The sequence below is a fragment of the Alicyclobacillus sp. SO9 genome, from assembly GCF_016406125.1.
GTDB lineage: Bacteria > Bacillota > Bacilli > Alicyclobacillales > Alicyclobacillaceae > SO9.
The window spans coordinates 2,868,383-2,885,471 of sequence record NZ_CP066339.1; the positions used below are offsets into that span (position 1 = coordinate 2,868,383).

Below are 17,089 nucleotides of genomic sequence, written 5' to 3' on the forward strand. Positions count from 1 at the left end.
ACCTAGACTCGCTGCCATACGGTACTTGTCTGTGGTTCCAAACAAATCTGAATACTACAGCCAAGGTTTTAAACCTGTGACAGGCGGTTGAAGTACTGCATCTTTTCTATAGTACCACGACACAAATACCCATGGCAAGTATTGTGCTCGCAGGCTTCCCATTAAGACGTGTACGTTTCTGGCTCTTGTATAAACACTAACTTCGAACCTCTCCCAGCGTACTCAACCACCTTCCGGCAAATACAGCACTCAGCAGCTCGTCCTCTTCAATCTCGTCAATAATGCTTCCTTTGTCGTTCAAGACATATACGACATGATAACGGTTTGGTCCGAAGCGACGAACCACGTCCCGCACAGTGGACATTTCGTTAACCGCCAACAACCTCACTTCGTCAATACCGCCGTTTTGTCGCCTTTTCGCATCGAGAAAACGTACGGTTTCCATTCGTAAACCACGAATTCCCATCCACGAACTGAACAACAGAAAGACAGCCAAGATGATTAGACCAACGTGGGCATAACCCGCCCATATAGCAACAACTCCAAGAACCAGCAGGACAAGTCCAAGTGACAGGCCCAAGCGATACGCCTCCACTGTTGCAGTCTCGAAACCGATGGAGCGGGACCTTGCAGCTCGCAGGATCCTTCCTCCGTCCAGGGGCATTGCAGGCAGTAAGTTGAACAACGCGATCCACAAATTCATATGTACCACAGTCAGAAAAAACGAATGACTCCAGAAATGTGTCAACCAGAGGATGTAAGACACGAAAATGAGGAGAAAGTTCACGACGGGTCCCGCAATGGCAATAAAAGCCTCGTGTCGAGGCATGAACCCAATGTTGCCTAAAGACATTTTGGCGACACCGCCAAATGGCAGCAGGGATACCTCTTCCACTTCGTATCCAAGGTACTCTGCCACCGCAGCGTGTCCTAATTCATGCAGCATCACGAGCAAAAACAGCACGACGACGCTTTTCCACAACCCCACTCCAACTGCCAAGGCAACGAGTCCGAGCAAGAGCGGATGAAGTCGAACTTTCCCCAACACGCCTAATTTCAGTGAAAGACGGTTTTGCAGAACTCGCGTACTTCTCATGAATTCTTGGCTGGAAAGTGAATGTAGTCATGCGGGTTGACAAATTGTCCATTATGTTCGAACCCAAATTGGAGCGCTGGGTTCCCCGACGCGGGCAAATGTCCGATTACCTGTCCGGAGGACACGTACTGTCCAACCTTTACACCGACACTCACGACACCAGTATAGACACTTTCACCGACCTTACCGTGGTTGATGATGATAATTGACCCTGTGTCACCCTTCGTGATGCGAACTACATTTCCGGACCCTGCCGCAAGAACAGACTCGTTGGCAGTTCCGCGAAGCGTAATTTCAGGGTGATCCACTGAGTAGTCGTGGACAATTTTTCCTTTCAGGGGCACATGCAAGTGAATGGCACTCGAAGGATTCCATTCTACGGGCAAGTTAACGTGGTGATTTTGGAGAAAGGTTTCCATAGCAGGCACGGCTTTGCTGGAATAGTCTTGGGTAAAGGCATCACGGTAGACCCCGTCGACCTGCTTGACGAAGGGCCCCTGAGCGTGACTTACGTAAAGCCCGCCTGCGACCAGGGCAACGGCTGCAAGACTCTGCAAAAGCCATGTCGATCCCGTTGCAGACCGTGACTTCACCCCAGGCGTTTGTCCCTGCCACCTAGAACCGGTCCCTGAGCGCGCATTGAAGCCTTTCTTGGATGGTTTTCCGAATGCTCGGCGCCAATTGGCACTATCCACCTGCTTTAGTGTTCCGTCTTCATCGGAAAACCCGTAGGGTGAACCATCATCATACAACCATCTACCTCGCGGCGACTGCGCGTTCCGACTTTTATCGGAGTGAACATCGTCCGGCTGCTCTCCACGCGTCTGAAACCATGGATTGTCTTCCACACTCTCATATTCTGTTTCAGACTCATGTTCCGTCTGATGTACTGTGTTACCGCCGGACTTAGAGAATAATCTACCCCATGCGAATTTAGAAGCGTTTTTATCTTGACCGTCACGATTGGACATAGTCGTCGTCCCCCCTGTACGCTCGTACCAAATCTATATGACAGGGGATGGACGAGTATAACTCGCACACCGGAGATTACGACTTGCCGCCAATCAATTTTTTAAATCTTCCCCATAAACCAGGCTGTTCGTCCAGCACCAAGAGCGGAACCGAATCGCCCAGGATTCTGCGCGCCATGTTGCGATATGCCAATGCAGCTTTTGTGTCCGGGCGCATGACGGTGGGCTCGCCCTTATTGGCATTGCGAATGACGCCTTCGTCATCAGGTACAATGCCTAAGAGGTCAATGGCCAGGACTTGCACAATCTCGTCAATATCCAACATGTCACCGTCTTTGACCAATTTTGGACGAATACGGTTGATAACGAGTTTGGGCGATTTTATTTCCTCAGCCTCAAGCAGACCAATCACCCGGTCTGCGTCACGTACAGCCGGAGTTTCCGGTGTCGTAACAACAATTGCTTGGTCTGCCCCTGCAACAGCTACCTTAAAGCCGTGCTCAATTCCTGCTGGGCAGTCGATAATCACATAGTCGTAGGACTGCTTCAGCTCGTTCACGATTTTTCGCACGGTATCTGCATCCAGCGCTGTCTTGTCCTTTGTTTGCGATGCTGGAAGAAAGGACAAGTGCTCGAAGCGCTTGTCCTTAATAAGCGCTTGCTCCAGTCTGCACTGTCCGCTTGCTACATCTACGATGTCGTAAATAATTCTATTTTCAAGGCCCATGACAACATCCAGATTACGCAAACCAATATCTGCATCGACAAGACAAACGCTTTTTCCCAAAAGTGCCAGTGCCGTTCCAATATTCGCTGTAGAGGTGGTTTTTCCTACTCCGCCTTTACCAGAGGTAACTACAATTCCTGTCCCCATTTAGATCCCCTCCGTCTCCCAAACGCGCCACAATCTGCTAAGTCTCTTACCTGTCAAGTTCGCGCTCCTGCAAATAGGATGATAAGAATTTTAATTTATCTACAGCCAGAGCCTCATTTTTCACATAGGCGAATTCCATTAGGGTTCTCAGCGGTTTTCCGTCTTCTTCTGGCGCATATCCGACAAAGTCAGCGATTCTCAACTGCATTGGCGCAAAGTCGGTGGCGGCAATCACTGCTTTAGGATTCCCATGGCTGCCTGCGTGCGCAATGCCGTAAAGTCTTCCGAAAATATATATGTCACCGGTGGCTGACAGCTGAGCACTTGGATTCACATCTCCAACGACAATGACATCTCCCTCAAATTGCAGGTCCTGTCCAGCTCGGATTGTCCCTTTGTACAAAGAATAATCTGGAGTTTTCTGCTGGGTGTTGGTAAAGAGCGAACTTCTTGCTGACGTCCTCGATGACCATTCACGAATAATAAAATTTTCTTGTTTCATAAACAGTTCTAATAACGTTCGGTTTTCGTCACGGGATAATACTCTAGAGCCATAGTCTACGAAGACACCAATTTCCGCACCTGCAAACAAGGCCGACTTGTCGCCAAAGAGGAGCTCGGACAGTCCGTTGGTGAGGGCCTCGAAGTCGCAATGTTCGTCCAACATAAACAGGAGCCCATGCTTCGTACCTTTTACTGTGACAGGAGGTTTGGCCCCCAATTTTGCTTGGTGAATAGTTTTCGTTGTCACAAGCTCCCTCCCAAGTTCATAGCACACCGAGACGTTATTCGCTATTACTCAGATGAATTCCTCCCACCAGAGTGCGTGTCCTATGTAAATACAAGAAGGAACCGCCAGAAATCAACTTCCGCAGTCCCCTCTTGTACGTCTATTCGGCTTCTTCATTCTTCTTTCCTTGTACTTAATCTCCGCTATGATGACCTATCCGTGACATCAAATCTCATCTCATCGTTACGACACTGTAAACGTTACATCATATCTTCGTGAGAAGATGCGTAACTCCTTTTTTCAGGCGGCACCAGCAACTTGGTCAAGAGCGGATACAGCAACAGGAGAAACACACCATTTACCATCATCTGCCATACGGTCTGCGTCATCGCGGTATTCCACGCAAACCCCGTGATGTCAAACAGCCTTGTAAAGCCAAATGTCATCCATTCTTGCACGAAGGTGAACACCACTGTAAACAAAAAGGTAATGGCGATGTTTCTCTGTAAAAACTGAGATAATACGGTTGCTGCAAAATAGGCAATAAATCCATAGGTAAAGGCGTCAATACCTATGAAACTCCCAAAATCAACGTCCTGGACCAGCCCAATGAGAACACCTAGCACAAGCGCTGTCCGCGGACCCCGCGTTACCGACACGACCATGAGTATAATCAGCACCAAATTTGGTTGAATTGTATCCAAAGGCGGAATTTGAAAGAGGCTGGATTCAATGACAAGGCCCAACCACAACAGCAGAAAAGCAATAATGTTCCGCAACACCTACTTCTTCCCCTTTTTAGTCACTACAAAAACATCCTGCAGGTAGCGAAAATTGGCAGCTGGAGTAATGATGGCCGTTTGTGTGAGGCCCTGGGCACCTCCGGAAATCGATTTGATTTTCCCAATCACAAGGCCCGCTGGATATATCTGTCCAAGACCCGAGGTCACTACCACATCTCCAGTCTGAATCTTCGCCAAGGGAGAAAGAAAGCTCATCTGCAATTGTCCAGGTTTGTTGACAGCACCCCGAACGATACCGAATTCTTTGCCTTTCGGATTGGTCAACACTTCTGATGACACACCGTCTCCCACTTGCGTGTCTGTCAAAAGGATGACTTTTGCGCTGTGCTGCGCCGCAACAGCTACTTTCCCGACCAGATTTCCGTCGGCAGCCACAACAGCAGAGTTTTGGCCGACACCGTCTGCACGTCCCAGGTCAATGGTAATCTCAGAACTCCAATGCGACGGATCCCGGCTAATGACCTGTGCGAATTTCTTATTGTACTTCTGCCCTTGCTTGGATTGTGTAAAAGCCACGGCCTTTTTCAACTTCTGATTGTTTGCCTCTTCCAACTGCAATCGAGCTTTCAGCGCAGAGTAGTTTTGCAATTCTGTCTTAAGTTGCGCATTCTCCTCGTACATCTGCCGGAGGTTGTGAATTCCCTGGAGAAACGCCGTAACTTTACTAACAGGCTTGTAAATCCAGCCCGCCACTGTATTTTGGGCATCCATAATGAGCCGCTCAGGTAAACTGGCTGACTTCGTTGTACCCCGAATGCTCACTCCAGCAATAACAATGACAATGATAAAGCTTCCCAGTAAAATAAATAACCTACGATTTGTAATTAATCGGGACACCCGCATCCCACATCCTTATAGCCACAATCGGCTGAGAAATTCACTTTCGTATTTGAGCTTTCCGCGCTACCGCAGTCCGGCGCTTATAAACGTCATAGTTGTCCAAAGCTTTTCCTGTGCCAATTGCGACACAGTCCAAAGGTTCTTCAGCCACAATCACAGGCATCCCTGTCTCGTTGCTTAAAAGCTGGTCGAGGTTGCGCAACAACGCTCCTCCGCCTGTCAAGACAATACCGCGGTCCATAATATCTGCAGCCAGTTCCGGAGGAGACTTCTCCAATGTAACCTTAACTGCTTCCACAATAGAACCAACGGTGTCTGAAAGCGCATCGCTGATTTCCGCAGAACTGATGGTAAATGTCTTCGGCAAACCTGTTACCAAGTCACGACCCCTGGTGTCCATCGTCGAATGGTTGTCCTCTGGCATGGCCGTGCCCGTAGTCACTTTCAGATCTTCTGCCGTGCGCTCACCAATCATCATATTGTAGTTTTTCTTGATGTACTGCATGATAGCCTGGTCCATCTCATCGCCGGCAACGCGAATAGACCGACTGGTTACAATTCCGCCTAAGGATATGATTGCGACCTCAGTTGTCCCGCCGCCGATATCGACGACCATGCTGCCAGTTGGCTCTCCAACCGGCAATCCAGCGCCAATGGCAGCTGCCATGGGTTCCTCGATGGTCTGTGCGTCTCGTGCTCCGGCTTCAATTGCAGCGTCTTCAACGGCGCGCTTTTCTACCGCAGTGATACCAGAAGGAACGCTAACCATAACTCTAGGCTTTCCAGACCAAGATGATTTGTTCTTAATTGCCTGTCTGATAAAGTACCGCAGCATTGTGGCTGTTGTTTGAAAATCCGCAATGACGCCGTCTTTCATAGGCCGGACGGCCACAATGTTTCCAGGTGTTCTGCCAATCATCTGTTTCGCCTGTTCGCCGACCGCTTCAATCGCACCAGTATCGGATCGAAGGGCAACCACGGAAGGTTCCCGTAATATAATCCCTTTGCCTTTCACATAAACCAACGTATTAGCTGTTCCGAGATCTACGCCCATATCTCGCCCTGCAAACATTCAATTCTGTCTCCTCTCGAATCACTAGATACCTGGCCCTGTCTTACATGTAACCCTGTGCCTGCAGACTGATATAGCGATTGTCACCAATTACAATATGGTCAATCACGTCGATACCAAGAAGTTTCCCCGCTTCGCAAAGCCGCTTTGTCACTGCAATGTCTTCGGGACTAGGAGAGGGATCTCCGCTTGGGTGGTTGTGGACACAAAGAATGGCCGATGCGCTTCTCTTGACGGCCGACTTAAAAATTTCTCTTGGATGTACAATTGACGAATCCAAGCTGCCCACAGATACTATCTCGTCTCCAATAACACAGTGTTTCGTATCCAAGTGCAAGGTCACAAATTGTTCCTTTTTAAGGTGCCTCATCCTGTCCATAACATACCCGGCAGCGTCACTTGCTGAGCTAATTTGGAATTTTTTCTGAGCTGGCTTGCGAATGACTCTGCGGCCAAGTTCAATAGCAGCCGTGATTTGCAGGGCTTTGGCAAGTCCAATACCTCGTACTTCCATCAATTCTTCAGCTGTAACATCCAGCAGTCCGTAGATTCCATTACATGAAGCGAGGACTCGTTGCGCCAGTTCATGGACGGAAAGGCCTCGACCGCCAGATTGCATGAGCACGGCCAACAGTTCATCGTCCCTTAGCGATTGCGGACCTTCCGTGAATAAGCGTTCCCGCGGTGTATGAAATGTTCGTTGAGGCAGTGTCCTGACCTCTGTCATCGCAAACCCTCCCTGGTTCATCCGTAAAATCGCTCGCTGCGTCATCTCATGGATAGAAGCGACAGGCCTGAACGATTTCGCTAGATTCAACATAGGGGAAGGGAGGGTCAGAGGCAAACCCATTACATTATAAAACTTTCTCAGTCTAATGGATGTAGTCAAAAAAATTTTTTTGACGATTCACGGCGTACTTGACTGTCTACTTCGCTCTTCTACCAAGAAAGTATCCAACCAGGACACCAAGCAGAGTTAACCAGTTTACTCGAAAAGTTATGGTAAGGTCATAGCTGACCACACCGAGATTGGCTTGTGGATGCCAACGCACCGCCGTTTCATGCCCGAGAATGGGTACCTGATGAGCTAACAACTGTCCAGCCAACGTACCCACAACAGCGCCGGCTGCAATCCACCCAACAAGTGCTTTCCCTGAACGTGAACCGCGCAAACAACTTCCTCCATTCTGTGGGTCCCATGTAAATTAGCATAACAGACAACAAATTACGAAGTTCGACATTTCATGCCTTCATCCTGCCTACCGAAAAAATTTGCACAAAAAAAATTATACCCAGCCAATGAGCTGGGGTACAGACTTGCCATAATTTTAGATAGACATTCAATCCAATGCGGCTCCATTGCGAGTATTTAGTTGTGATTTTGGAGCCCCAACAATGCTGCATAAGCCAGCAGACTTTCCTGTTCTGCGACGGAAGCATGTTTTTTGGCGAGTGCGCTGTAAGCGGCCTGCCAATGCTGCTTGAACAATACCAACTGCGTTCCGTTTACGGCTTTCTTTAAAATGCTTGTCGAGGGCGCGAGCTTCAGCGCCGCATCGTAGGTCGCCTTTGCGTCTCTCTGAGGCTCTCCATTTGCAGCGGCAGCAGTAATGGTATTGAGCGAACCCACAGTGCTTGTGAGCCAAGTTGTGATTGTTCGCGCTTGCCCTCCAGAAAGTCCGCTTTGTAGAGGGACCTTGGTAACACCATAATTCAAGGTTATCACCGACCCTGGTGTTCCCGTCTTCTGTTTCAGGTCCGCTTGTGCCTGCTTCAGCGAACCATTGTACATAGAATCTCCTGTTAAGACATCAAACTTATGATTAACTGGCACGACAGCAGACCATATACCTTGCTTGTGCAGCTTGTTCTTAAGGCTGATTGCTGCCTTCTCCGTACTGTAACTGCCTGCATTGAGAGAATAGAGGTGAAATGCCGGAAGTGTCAGAGCCGCGCTTCCGACCGGAACAGTAGTTCCGACAGATCCGTTGGATTGCGGAGGAAAACTCACTTTTCTTGATGCGCTTCCAGCTCCGGTTGCAGGAACCATTTGATGAAACAGAACTAGACTCATACAGCCCAGAAGCAGACCCGCTATAAGTCCAAACTGCAGGCTGTCGCGAAATCTTCTGGAATGAGCCCGACTCCCAGCTGCAGCAGTATTTTTTCCAAAAAAGTATTGTGCCAGAAAGGTCTCTCCGCTCCGCCATAGCTGACGCAGCCAAGTCTCAACTAAGTATCTAATCTGAACCGAGTACTTACTTTTGCGCCGAAACTGGCGCGCAGCCCTCTCCCAATCTACTGACGACTCGTCGTCCGATTTGCCGTCAACAGCATCTTCGCTGTCTCCAATATGCCACGACTCTTTCCCAACACGGACCAGGACTGTCCAGTTTGGAGACGAGTTCGTATTTGGGGCCGATTTGTCCACATCTTCTCTCTGTTGCAAACTCATGATTTACTGCTCCCTTCGAGGGACTATTAGTACAATCTATGAATCTGCATGAGAATCTATGAGTGCATAAAATATAAAAAAAAACAAACCCCGGAACATGCCGGAGTTTGTTCAACCCTCTTCCCTTGTCTCTTCCCCGTAAGAACTATTTCTTAACGTAGACCGTCATGTAGCGTATGCCCCACCTGCGTGCCTGCGCTTGTGTCGCCAGGCAAATATCGATGTGGTGCCCCACGATACCGCCGCCAGTGTCTCGCGCAACTACCGTTCCATATCCTGGAATAGTAATGCGAGAACCCAGCGGAATGATTGACGGGTCAACTGCAGCCTCTCCAGGCTTTGCCGGTGCCCCGGTGGCAGTGTGTCCCCCGGCCGAGTACGCCGTCACTTCGACGCGCATCGTGACTACGTTTGCTGCTAAAGGATTCACGCCTCTAGAAGCCAAATGACGAATTGGCCTCGCTTTCGTTCCTACTTCGATTACCTCGTTTACAGGTTGCTTCGTCACTGTTTTATCGACGGTTTGGCCTGTTTTTCTCCCATTGACGTACGTGACTGTTGTTTTAATCTCTTGTGTCCCTTTCACACCGTGCGTCACAACGCGTGTCTGTCCTTTGTACAAATTCCCAGTCTTCTGATGCACGGTTTGAAATGGCAGTTGTTTGTGCTGTACGTCAACTTTCTTTTGAATGCGCTCAATTCGTATGTTCTCGCCGTTAACCAATTTTGAATCCAGTTGTACATTTGTCTTATCCAGAGACGAAAGCTGAATGCCCTGCCGCTGAAACAATTCCCCTACTGTATCCACAAAGGTGTGATACACCGTTTGGTGCTGACCGTCATCGACCGTAATCTGCTTTGGCTGACGAATGACAATTTTCATTCCGTCTGATACCGGTACCGCCGGCTTGGGAATCACCTTTGCGTCATGCGAATACATTATTTGTTTGTTTGCTAGAAAGTCTTTTACGTTCCCAAATGTAAATCCATGAAGTACTCTCTGATGACCGTTGTCTTGCACCGTGACCGTTTTGTAAGCTGCATCGGCAGTAACCCCGGTAGCACCGAGCAGACCAAACACAGCGGCAAAAACGTACAGCGCCTTCGACTTCGGTGTTCGCACTCCATCACCTCTCCTCGTTTTTTGGCGAGAAAAGGAAGAACCACAAGGTTGTAGGTTGGCCATAGTATAAATGGAGTTTGCGATAAATGCAATACAGTTTCATCCAGTCTATAAGTCTGCGAGCCAGCCCGAGGGTGCGTAACCATCCACACCTCGGCTGGAATCTTAGTATCCTCGATAGAGTACAAGCTGAATATACCAATTCAACAGCTGACTTCCAAAAAACACCGATACAATGACTCCAATCGCTATGTGTGGAACAAAAGGGACATACTGACGCTTTTTCAACAGCTTGAAAGCGCGCAGAGTCAGGCCTACAACACTGCCCGAAAAGGCAGCAACGACCAGTGACAGAAGACCCGCCCAAGGTCCAAGGACGACCCCGATGACTCCGTACAGTTTGGCGTCTCCCATCCCCATCTTACCTCTAGTTCCAATCGACAAGAAAAAGAGCAGGCCGAAATTTACCACAAAACCAATGAGGGCCATTTTGACGGATTGAATTCCTGTCAATACGGTTAAAATGAAGAATATAAGCACACCAGGATAAGTCAGCACGTTGGGCACTTTCATATAGAGGATATCTGTTTCAACGAGAACCAACAAAAAGAGCCAAAACACGGCAAATACGGCACGCTGGGGCCAACCGGGTACATATAAGTACGTGGCAACCCACAGACACCCGCCGAGTAACTCAAAGGCTGGATGCCGAATAGAAATTGGCGTGCTGCAGCTGCGACATTTTCCACGCAGCCCAAGCCAGCTTACAATCGGTATAAGTTCAAAGAAGTTCAGCGACCTTTTGCAATTTGGACAGTACGATCTAGGTGAGACAATCGACTGCTTTTGCGGCAGCCGCGATGCAACAACGCTGCCGAATGAGGCAAAAACGGATCCATACGCGAATACTAGTAGTGAAACCAACGTAAGCAAACATTCACCTCCCACCGTCCACGACTCCTACAGTCATACAGGAGTATTCGCCTTTATGTCCGGAATTCCTGTAGACGGTGGTACGCAGAGATTGGCAAAAATCTTCATATATCGCCGGATTCCGTGGTATTCCGTGTCGAAACGGATGGCATATGGTATACTGGAAGTAACGGATAGGACTTGGCATGGACAAGCTGTGCGAAGTCAATCGTTGTAAGAGAGGAGGCCAAAAGATGGATCTCATTCGTACCACAGCGATTGTTGTAACTTCTGTCGTACTTTTTATCCTGTTGATGGTCTTTATCGGTCTCTTCCTCAAGATAGCAGTCGCCTTGGCCTTGTTGGCACTGGCCTATTACTGGTTTACGAGAGCTACCGAACAGCGACGCAGGCGCTACAAACGCTGGCGTTAATAAATGAGGGCTGCCCCTCTTCGTAAAGAACTTCGGAGGGATAGCCCTAGTTACAAACAAAACTCACATCTTACACAATTCGTTCTTGTTATACAATGGCATTCTTGGCTTGAGTTTTCAAAGACTCCCCTAGGCGCACAGCAATGGTCCATACATCCCCTGCACCCATCGTCAAAACCAGATCTCCTGCAGACACGGTCTCACTCAAGTAGTTAAAAACATCATCCTTGGATTGCAGAAAACGCACATTCGGATTGGAATGGGCTTTAATCTCGCTCACTAAACGTTTGGCACTCACGCCTTCAATCCGTTTCTCTCCAGCGGGCGAGTAGATGTCCGTAATGATGACCTCGTCTGCCCCTTTGAACGCTCTGGCAAATGCGTCAAAAAGAAAAAAGGTTCGAGTGTATCGCTGCGGTTGAAATACAGCAACCAGTCTTCGATTCGTGGCTTGGGCGGCCGCAATTGTTGCACTGATTTCCGTCGGATGGTGTGCATAATCATCGATGACCAGGACATCGGCCGCCTCCGCTATGACTTGAAACCGCCGTTTTGCGCCGTGAAACTGAGCGAATGCCTCAGCTACCTGTTCAAATTTCAGACCAGACTCCAACGATACCGCAATAGCTGCAAGGGCGTTCATGATATTATGTCGGCCTGGCAACGCCAATGTCAGTTCTCCCAAGTACGTGTCCTGATGATATACTCTGCACTGACTGCTCCTGTCTTGGAGTTTGATATCTTCAGCCCGATAGTCCGCATCCGTGTCTGAGATCCCAACTGTTTGTACACGGCAGGGCGCAAAGTGTCGCATCGCTCTCAGGTGCTGATCCTCGGCCGAACAGACCAGTAAGCCGTGGGTGGGGATTTGCTGAATAAACTGTTCGTATGCTTTCAACAGGTTTTCAAACTTACCGTCATAGTGCTCAAGGTGATCGGCTTCAACATTCGTTATTACTGCAATTTCGGGATGGTAGTGCAAGAAAGACCCGTCACTTTCGTCGGCTTCAGCTACTACATACTGGCCGCCGCCAGCTTTTGCATTATCCCCAATATTACTGACTACCCCGCCAATGACAAATGTCGGGTCAAGTCCACATTGTTCCATCACATAGGACACCATCGACGTCGTTGTTGTTTTGCCGTGTGCTCCGGTCACTGCAACACCAACGCGATTTGACATTAAGCGCGCTAGCATTTCCGAGCGGTGGATAACTGGAATGTTGCGGGACTTGGCTTCCTGAATCTCTACGTTGTCTTGAGAGAGTGCCGTACTATACACAACCACATCTGCTCCGTCAATCTGGCTGGCCCGATGCCCTTTATAAACACGGGCACCTCGCTCTGTCAAACGCTCTGTGAGTTCCTGACTCGTTACATCGGAACCACTCACTTGAAACCCCATATCCAACATGACACGGGCGATAGCACTCATCCCATAACCGCCAATTCCGACAAAGTGTACATGCTCCGAGTCTTTCACGCGCTACACCGCCTTCTTCAAGAATCCCCAATAATATCGTGTATAGTTTTCCGCGCCTCCGTGACCGTATACAGTGAACCCCAGCAACAGACTGGTCGTCTGCTCTGCAATGCTTTGAATACAGCGTGAGAAACGCTGGGTGCAGCAGCAACCCGAATCTTCCGTGACGCCTTCTTCACTTTCTCTTCGAGCGTGGTTACAGGCAAAGCACGCCCATTATCAGGCTCACAAACCACCACATCGTTAAGCCATGGGCGCATGACATCAATCATCGTACCAACTTCCTTATCTTCAAGGACCCCGATAATCATAAGCCATGGACTATCTATTCGACAAAGCTGGCTAAAATCCTTGAGAGACTGTGACAATGCCCTTGCTGCAGCCTGGTTGTGAGCGCCATCTAGAACAACAGGTGCTACGCCATTCCACAAGACCTCGAAACGTCCCTCCCAACGCAACCCTTCGAACGACCTCCGAACTTCAGTCAGACGCAGAGGTGGCAGAATTCCTTTCTGTACCAACAGTTCATATGCAGCCAAAGCCAAGCCCGCATTGCTTTGCTGATACGTACCGAGAAGCGGCAGCGGCAAACGATAGAAGTCGTCAAAGAGACCCCGGTACGTAATCGTTTGTACAGTTCCGTAGGTGTCACCAGTGACCGAAAACGCCGCCGGTGCATGAAACACGCTTACACCCTTTTGTTCCGCGATTTGCTGTACAACAGCTAGAGCAGCATCCGTTGCACCAGTTATGACGGGCACTGTCTCTTTGATAATGCCTGCTTTCTCCCTGGCGATATCTGGTATCGTGTGACCCAAAATACCCTGATGGTCCAGACTTACATTTGTAATCACACACAACACCGGGTGCACCACGTTAGTGGAATCCGATTTACCGCCGAGCCCAGCTTCCCATACGACAATGTCTGCACGTTTCTGAACAAAGTACAAAATCGACATAATCGTTAAAGCCTCAAATTCTGTGAGCGGGTCGTCTTTGCTAATAACCTGCTCGGCAGCCATAACCGCTTGTGCAGCCTTGGCAAAATCCTCCGTCTCCACCAATCGTCCGTTAACCGAAAAGTCCGCGCGCAGCCCCTCGAGTCCAGGCGATGTAAAGGTACCGACGCGAAGGGAATTCTGCAACAAAGAAGTTAAAATCTTGCTTACTGACCCCTTCCCGTTCGTTCCGGCTACATGTACAAAATTGAGCTCTCTTTCCGGATTGTGAAGCGCCCGCAGAACCTCTCTCATACGTTTCAGCCCCGGCCTCACACCGAGCGAGGCACGGCTGTGCAACCATTTGAGAGCATCACTGTATCCTACGGACATAATGTATTCTCCTTTTCGTAAAATGGTCACTGGAGACCAATTGCCTTTTCACGTCAGTGCATCTGACAGGGTTTTGTGCCAAGTTACTGAAGGCTGTCAAAGCGTTCTATCACTGCCTGAAGTTTCGCCTCATAATCATCCAATTTTGTACGTTCGCCAGCGACCACAGAGGCCGGTGCCCTCTCTACAAACTTCGAATTTGCGAGTTTCTTTTTGACGCGGTCTACCTCCTGCTCCAATCTGCTCCTCTCTTTCTGCAGCCTCTCTCGCTCCACATCCAGGTCTACGAGACCGGCAATAGGCAGATAGATTTCTGCCCCAGTGACTACAGCCGTCATTGCTTTTTCGGGGACCTGTGCCTGCTCGTCAATCACCAGCTCAGACAACTGACAGAAGCGAACCAGATATGAGCGCACCGATTCGAACAAGTTCGAAGTCTCCTTGTCCTGCGTTTTGACGGTCATGGCCACCTGCCGGGAGGGAGCCACCTGAAGTTCTGCCCGTATATTTCTTACCGCGCGAATCGCGTCCTTGACAACTCCTATCTGACGCTGTGCAGCCTTATCGCTCCACTCTTCACTGTAGGCCGGCCACTCCGACACAATTAGGGCCTTACCGGTACCCGGCAGTGCCTGCCAGATTTCCTCCGTGACAAAGGGAATAAACGGGTGCAGCATACGCAACAGACGGTCCAGAGTATAAACCAGCATTCCTTGCGTGCGGACTTTACGCTCTTCATCGTCACCGTACAGCGATAGCTTTGAGAACTCAATGTACCAGTCACAAAACTCATCCCAACTGAAGTCGTATAACGCTCGGCCGGCTTCTCCAAAATCGTATCTGTCCAAGTGTTCAGCAACCGACTTTGCGGTCTCGTTCAGCCGATGTAGTATCCAACGGTCCTCGACATCCAATTTTGCATCAGCCGGGTTAAATTCACCAAAGCCGTCGGTCGGTACGTTCATGAGCACAAACCGAGATGCGTTCCAAATCTTATTAATAAAGTTGCGGGCGCTTTCCACTCTTTCCCACTGAAAACGCTGGTCGTTCCCTGGAGTGGTCCCGTTAGACAGCATAAACCGCAGCGCGTCCGCGCCGTACTGCGAAATGACCTCAATGGGATCGACACCATTCCCTAAGCTCTTCGACATTTTTCTCCCATCCGCAGCACGAATCAATCCGTGCAGAACAACGTCTGCAAAGGGCATCTGTCCGGTAAACTCGACGCCCGTAAAGACCATCCGCGCAACCCAGAAGAAAATAATGTCGTAACCGGTCATCAACGCATTTGTCGGATAATAGCGCTTCAAGTCTGCTGTCTCTTGCGGCCAGCCCATCGTTGAAAAGGGCCATAAAGCGGATGAGAACCAGGTGTCAAGGACATCCACTTCTTGATGGATATTCTTCGAATGACAGTGAGAGCACTCTGAGGGGTCTTCCATCGACACCGTGATATCATCGCAGTCATCACAATACCAAGCTGGAATGCGATGGCCCCACCACAATTGGCGAGAAATACACCAGTCCCGTACGTCCTCCAGCCAATGTACAAATACCTTTTCAAAACGCTCTGGGACAAACCTGAGCTGGTTATCCTCGACACGTTGCAGCGTATTTTTGGCAAGTGTATCCATCCGCACAAACCACTGCAGAGACAAGAATGGTTCAACCACCGTATCACAGCGGCTGCAGTGGCCCACTGCGTGCTCAATTTCTTCCTCTTCCTGCAAGTATCCTTGAGCCTTTAAATCCTCCGCCACAAGCCGGCGCGCTTCTTCTCGGCTCAAGCCGGTGTATCCGCCAGCAAGACGATTCAGACGTCCGTCCGGGTCAATACACTGAGGCATCTCCAAACCGTGTCTTTGGCCGACCTCAAAATCGTTCGGATCATGTGCCGGGGTAATCTTTAAGCAACCCGTACCAAACTCTCTATCGACGTAGCCGTCAGCAATAACGGGAATTTCTTTATCTGTAAGCGGGAGTTTCAGCATTTTGCCAACCAGGTGCCGGTAACGGTCGTCATCTGGATGCACTGCTACTGCCACATCTGCAAACATCGTCTCAGGCCGGGTGGTCGCGATAACGACCCCCTCACCGCTGCCGTCTGCCAAGTCGTAACGGACGTGATACAGTTTCGCCTGTACATCCACATGTTCCACTTCAATATCGGACAGTGCTGTAGCGCAACGCGGACACCAGTTGATGATACGCTTTCCTCTGTAAATGAGTCCTTTGTCATAGAGTGTCACAAACACTTTTTTAACGGCGTTGGAGAGACCCTCATCCATGGTAAACCGTTCACGGGACCAGTCGCACGATGCACCAAGTTTGCGAACTTGATTGGTAATAATGTTGCCGTACTCCTCTTTCCACGCCCACACACGTCGAGTGAACTCCTCGCGGCCTAAATCGTGTCGACTCACGCCTTCTTCTTGTTTGATACTTTTCTCTACGCGTGTCTGGGTAGCAATGCCGGCGTGATCCGTTCCAGGGACCCACAGCACATCATAGCCTCGTAACCGCTTGTATCTTACAATGATATCCTGAAGTGTGTTGTCCCAAGCATGACCAATATGAAGTGATCCCGTTACGTTCGGCGGCGGCATAACGACCGAAAAAGCTTCATTTTCATTGGGGGTTGCAGGCTTGAAATAGCCCCCATTCTCCCAAAACTGATAGATTCGCTCCTCAACCGTTGTCGGGTCGTAAACTTTGGATAAAAGATTCTCATTTGTTTCAGTCATCGCAAATTCTCCCCATCTCTGCACAATATATGGAAACTCGCACCGCAATTTAGTGCGGTCGAGCGCACCGTCGCCACTTGGCGAACGCTGTAGTCACGCACATTTTCAAGTCCAGCAAACGTAAAAATACTTCCGTCCCATCAGGACGGAAGTATTTCCGCGGTACCACCTGACTTCCTGAGCAAGCAGGCTCTGGCCGCTCGCTCAGGCTGCTCAGCCAT

General features: G+C 49.5%; 17 protein-coding genes. 2 read left to right on the forward strand and 15 right to left on the reverse strand.

The features are described 5' to 3' along the window. Positions 1-196: 196 nt before the first annotated feature. The 12 genes from GI364_RS13390 to GI364_RS13445 form a co-directional block, all read right to left on the reverse strand. Positions 197-1,096, reverse strand: a complete 900-nt coding sequence (locus tag GI364_RS13390; protein ID WP_198849781.1) for a site-2 protease family protein — start codon at positions 1,094-1,096, stop codon at positions 197-199. Continuing rightward, a complete protein-coding gene (locus GI364_RS13395) occupies positions 1,093-2,067 on the reverse strand; it encodes a peptidoglycan DD-metalloendopeptidase family protein (protein WP_198849782.1) in 975 nt (324 codons plus the stop codon). The genes GI364_RS13390 and GI364_RS13395 overlap by 4 nt, the downstream gene beginning before the upstream one ends. Positions 2,068-2,143: 76 nt before the next feature. Continuing rightward, positions 2,144-2,941 carry a septum site-determining protein MinD gene (minD, locus tag GI364_RS13400; RefSeq protein ID WP_198849783.1) on the reverse strand — a complete coding sequence of 266 codons (798 nt, stop codon included), beginning with the start codon at positions 2,939-2,941 and terminating at the stop codon, positions 2,144-2,146. 46 nt (positions 2,942-2,987) lie between these two features. Next, a complete protein-coding gene (gene minC / locus GI364_RS13405) occupies positions 2,988-3,692 on the reverse strand; it encodes a septum site-determining protein MinC (protein ID WP_233095791.1) in 705 nt (234 codons plus the stop codon). A gap of 239 nt (positions 3,693-3,931) precedes the next feature. Continuing rightward, positions 3,932-4,453 (reverse strand): rod shape-determining protein MreD, encoded by a 522-nt coding sequence (gene mreD / locus GI364_RS13410; RefSeq protein ID WP_233095792.1) that lies wholly within the window; start codon positions 4,451-4,453, stop codon positions 3,932-3,934. Further along, positions 4,454-5,311 carry a rod shape-determining protein MreC gene (gene mreC, locus GI364_RS13415; protein ID WP_198849784.1) on the reverse strand — a complete coding sequence of 286 codons (858 nt, stop codon included), beginning with the start codon at positions 5,309-5,311 and terminating at the stop codon, positions 4,454-4,456. A gap of 40 nt (positions 5,312-5,351) precedes the next feature. Next, on the reverse strand, positions 5,352-6,386 hold the full coding sequence (locus GI364_RS13420) for a rod shape-determining protein (protein WP_198849785.1): 1,035 nt from the start codon (positions 6,384-6,386) through the stop codon (positions 5,352-5,354). A 43-nt stretch (positions 6,387-6,429) separates the two neighbouring features. Continuing rightward, positions 6,430-7,113 (reverse strand): RadC family protein, encoded by a 684-nt coding sequence (gene radC / locus GI364_RS13425; protein ID WP_198849786.1) that lies wholly within the window; start codon positions 7,111-7,113, stop codon positions 6,430-6,432. A gap of 199 nt (positions 7,114-7,312) precedes the next feature. Then, positions 7,313-7,558 (reverse strand): DUF4321 domain-containing protein, encoded by a 246-nt coding sequence (locus GI364_RS13430; RefSeq protein WP_198849787.1) that lies wholly within the window; start codon positions 7,556-7,558, stop codon positions 7,313-7,315. Positions 7,559-7,755: 197 nt separating this feature from the next. Next, positions 7,756-8,841, reverse strand: a complete 1,086-nt coding sequence (locus GI364_RS13435) for an SPOR domain-containing protein (protein WP_198849788.1) — start codon at positions 8,839-8,841, stop codon at positions 7,756-7,758. A gap of 145 nt (positions 8,842-8,986) precedes the next feature. Then, positions 8,987-9,964 carry a resuscitation-promoting factor gene (locus tag GI364_RS13440; protein ID WP_198849789.1) on the reverse strand — a complete coding sequence of 326 codons (978 nt, stop codon included), beginning with the start codon at positions 9,962-9,964 and terminating at the stop codon, positions 8,987-8,989. 165 nt (positions 9,965-10,129) lie between these two features. After that, the gene (locus GI364_RS13445; RefSeq protein ID WP_198849790.1) at positions 10,130-10,897 is read right to left on the reverse strand and encodes a prepilin peptidase; all 768 of its coding nucleotides are present in this window, start codon (positions 10,895-10,897) and stop codon (positions 10,130-10,132) included. Between the two features lie 55 nt (positions 10,898-10,952). Between GI364_RS13445 and GI364_RS13450 the strand changes: the two genes are divergently transcribed. Then, positions 10,953-11,114, forward strand: a complete 162-nt coding sequence (locus GI364_RS13450) for a hypothetical protein (RefSeq protein WP_198849791.1) — start codon at positions 10,953-10,955, stop codon at positions 11,112-11,114. 16 nt (positions 11,115-11,130) lie between these two features. Next, positions 11,131-11,310 carry a hypothetical protein gene (locus GI364_RS13455; RefSeq protein WP_198849792.1) on the forward strand — a complete coding sequence of 60 codons (180 nt, stop codon included), beginning with the start codon at positions 11,131-11,133 and terminating at the stop codon, positions 11,308-11,310. An 88-nt stretch (positions 11,311-11,398) separates the two neighbouring features. Here the strand turns inward: GI364_RS13455 and murC are convergent, their stop codons facing one another. From murC to GI364_RS13470, 3 genes are all read right to left on the reverse strand, one after another. Further along, complete coding sequence (gene murC, locus GI364_RS13460; RefSeq protein ID WP_198849793.1) at positions 11,399-12,793, reverse strand: UDP-N-acetylmuramate--L-alanine ligase; 1,395 nt, start codon at positions 12,791-12,793, stop codon at positions 11,399-11,401. Between the two features lie 17 nt (positions 12,794-12,810). Next, entirely contained in the window at positions 12,811-14,124 is a 1,314-nt protein-coding gene (locus GI364_RS13465) for a bifunctional folylpolyglutamate synthase/dihydrofolate synthase (RefSeq protein ID WP_198849794.1), read from the reverse strand. Between the two features lie 83 nt (positions 14,125-14,207). Further along, positions 14,208-16,868, reverse strand: a complete 2,661-nt coding sequence (locus tag GI364_RS13470; protein WP_198849795.1) for a valine--tRNA ligase — start codon at positions 16,866-16,868, stop codon at positions 14,208-14,210. Positions 16,869-17,089 lie beyond the last annotated feature (221 nt).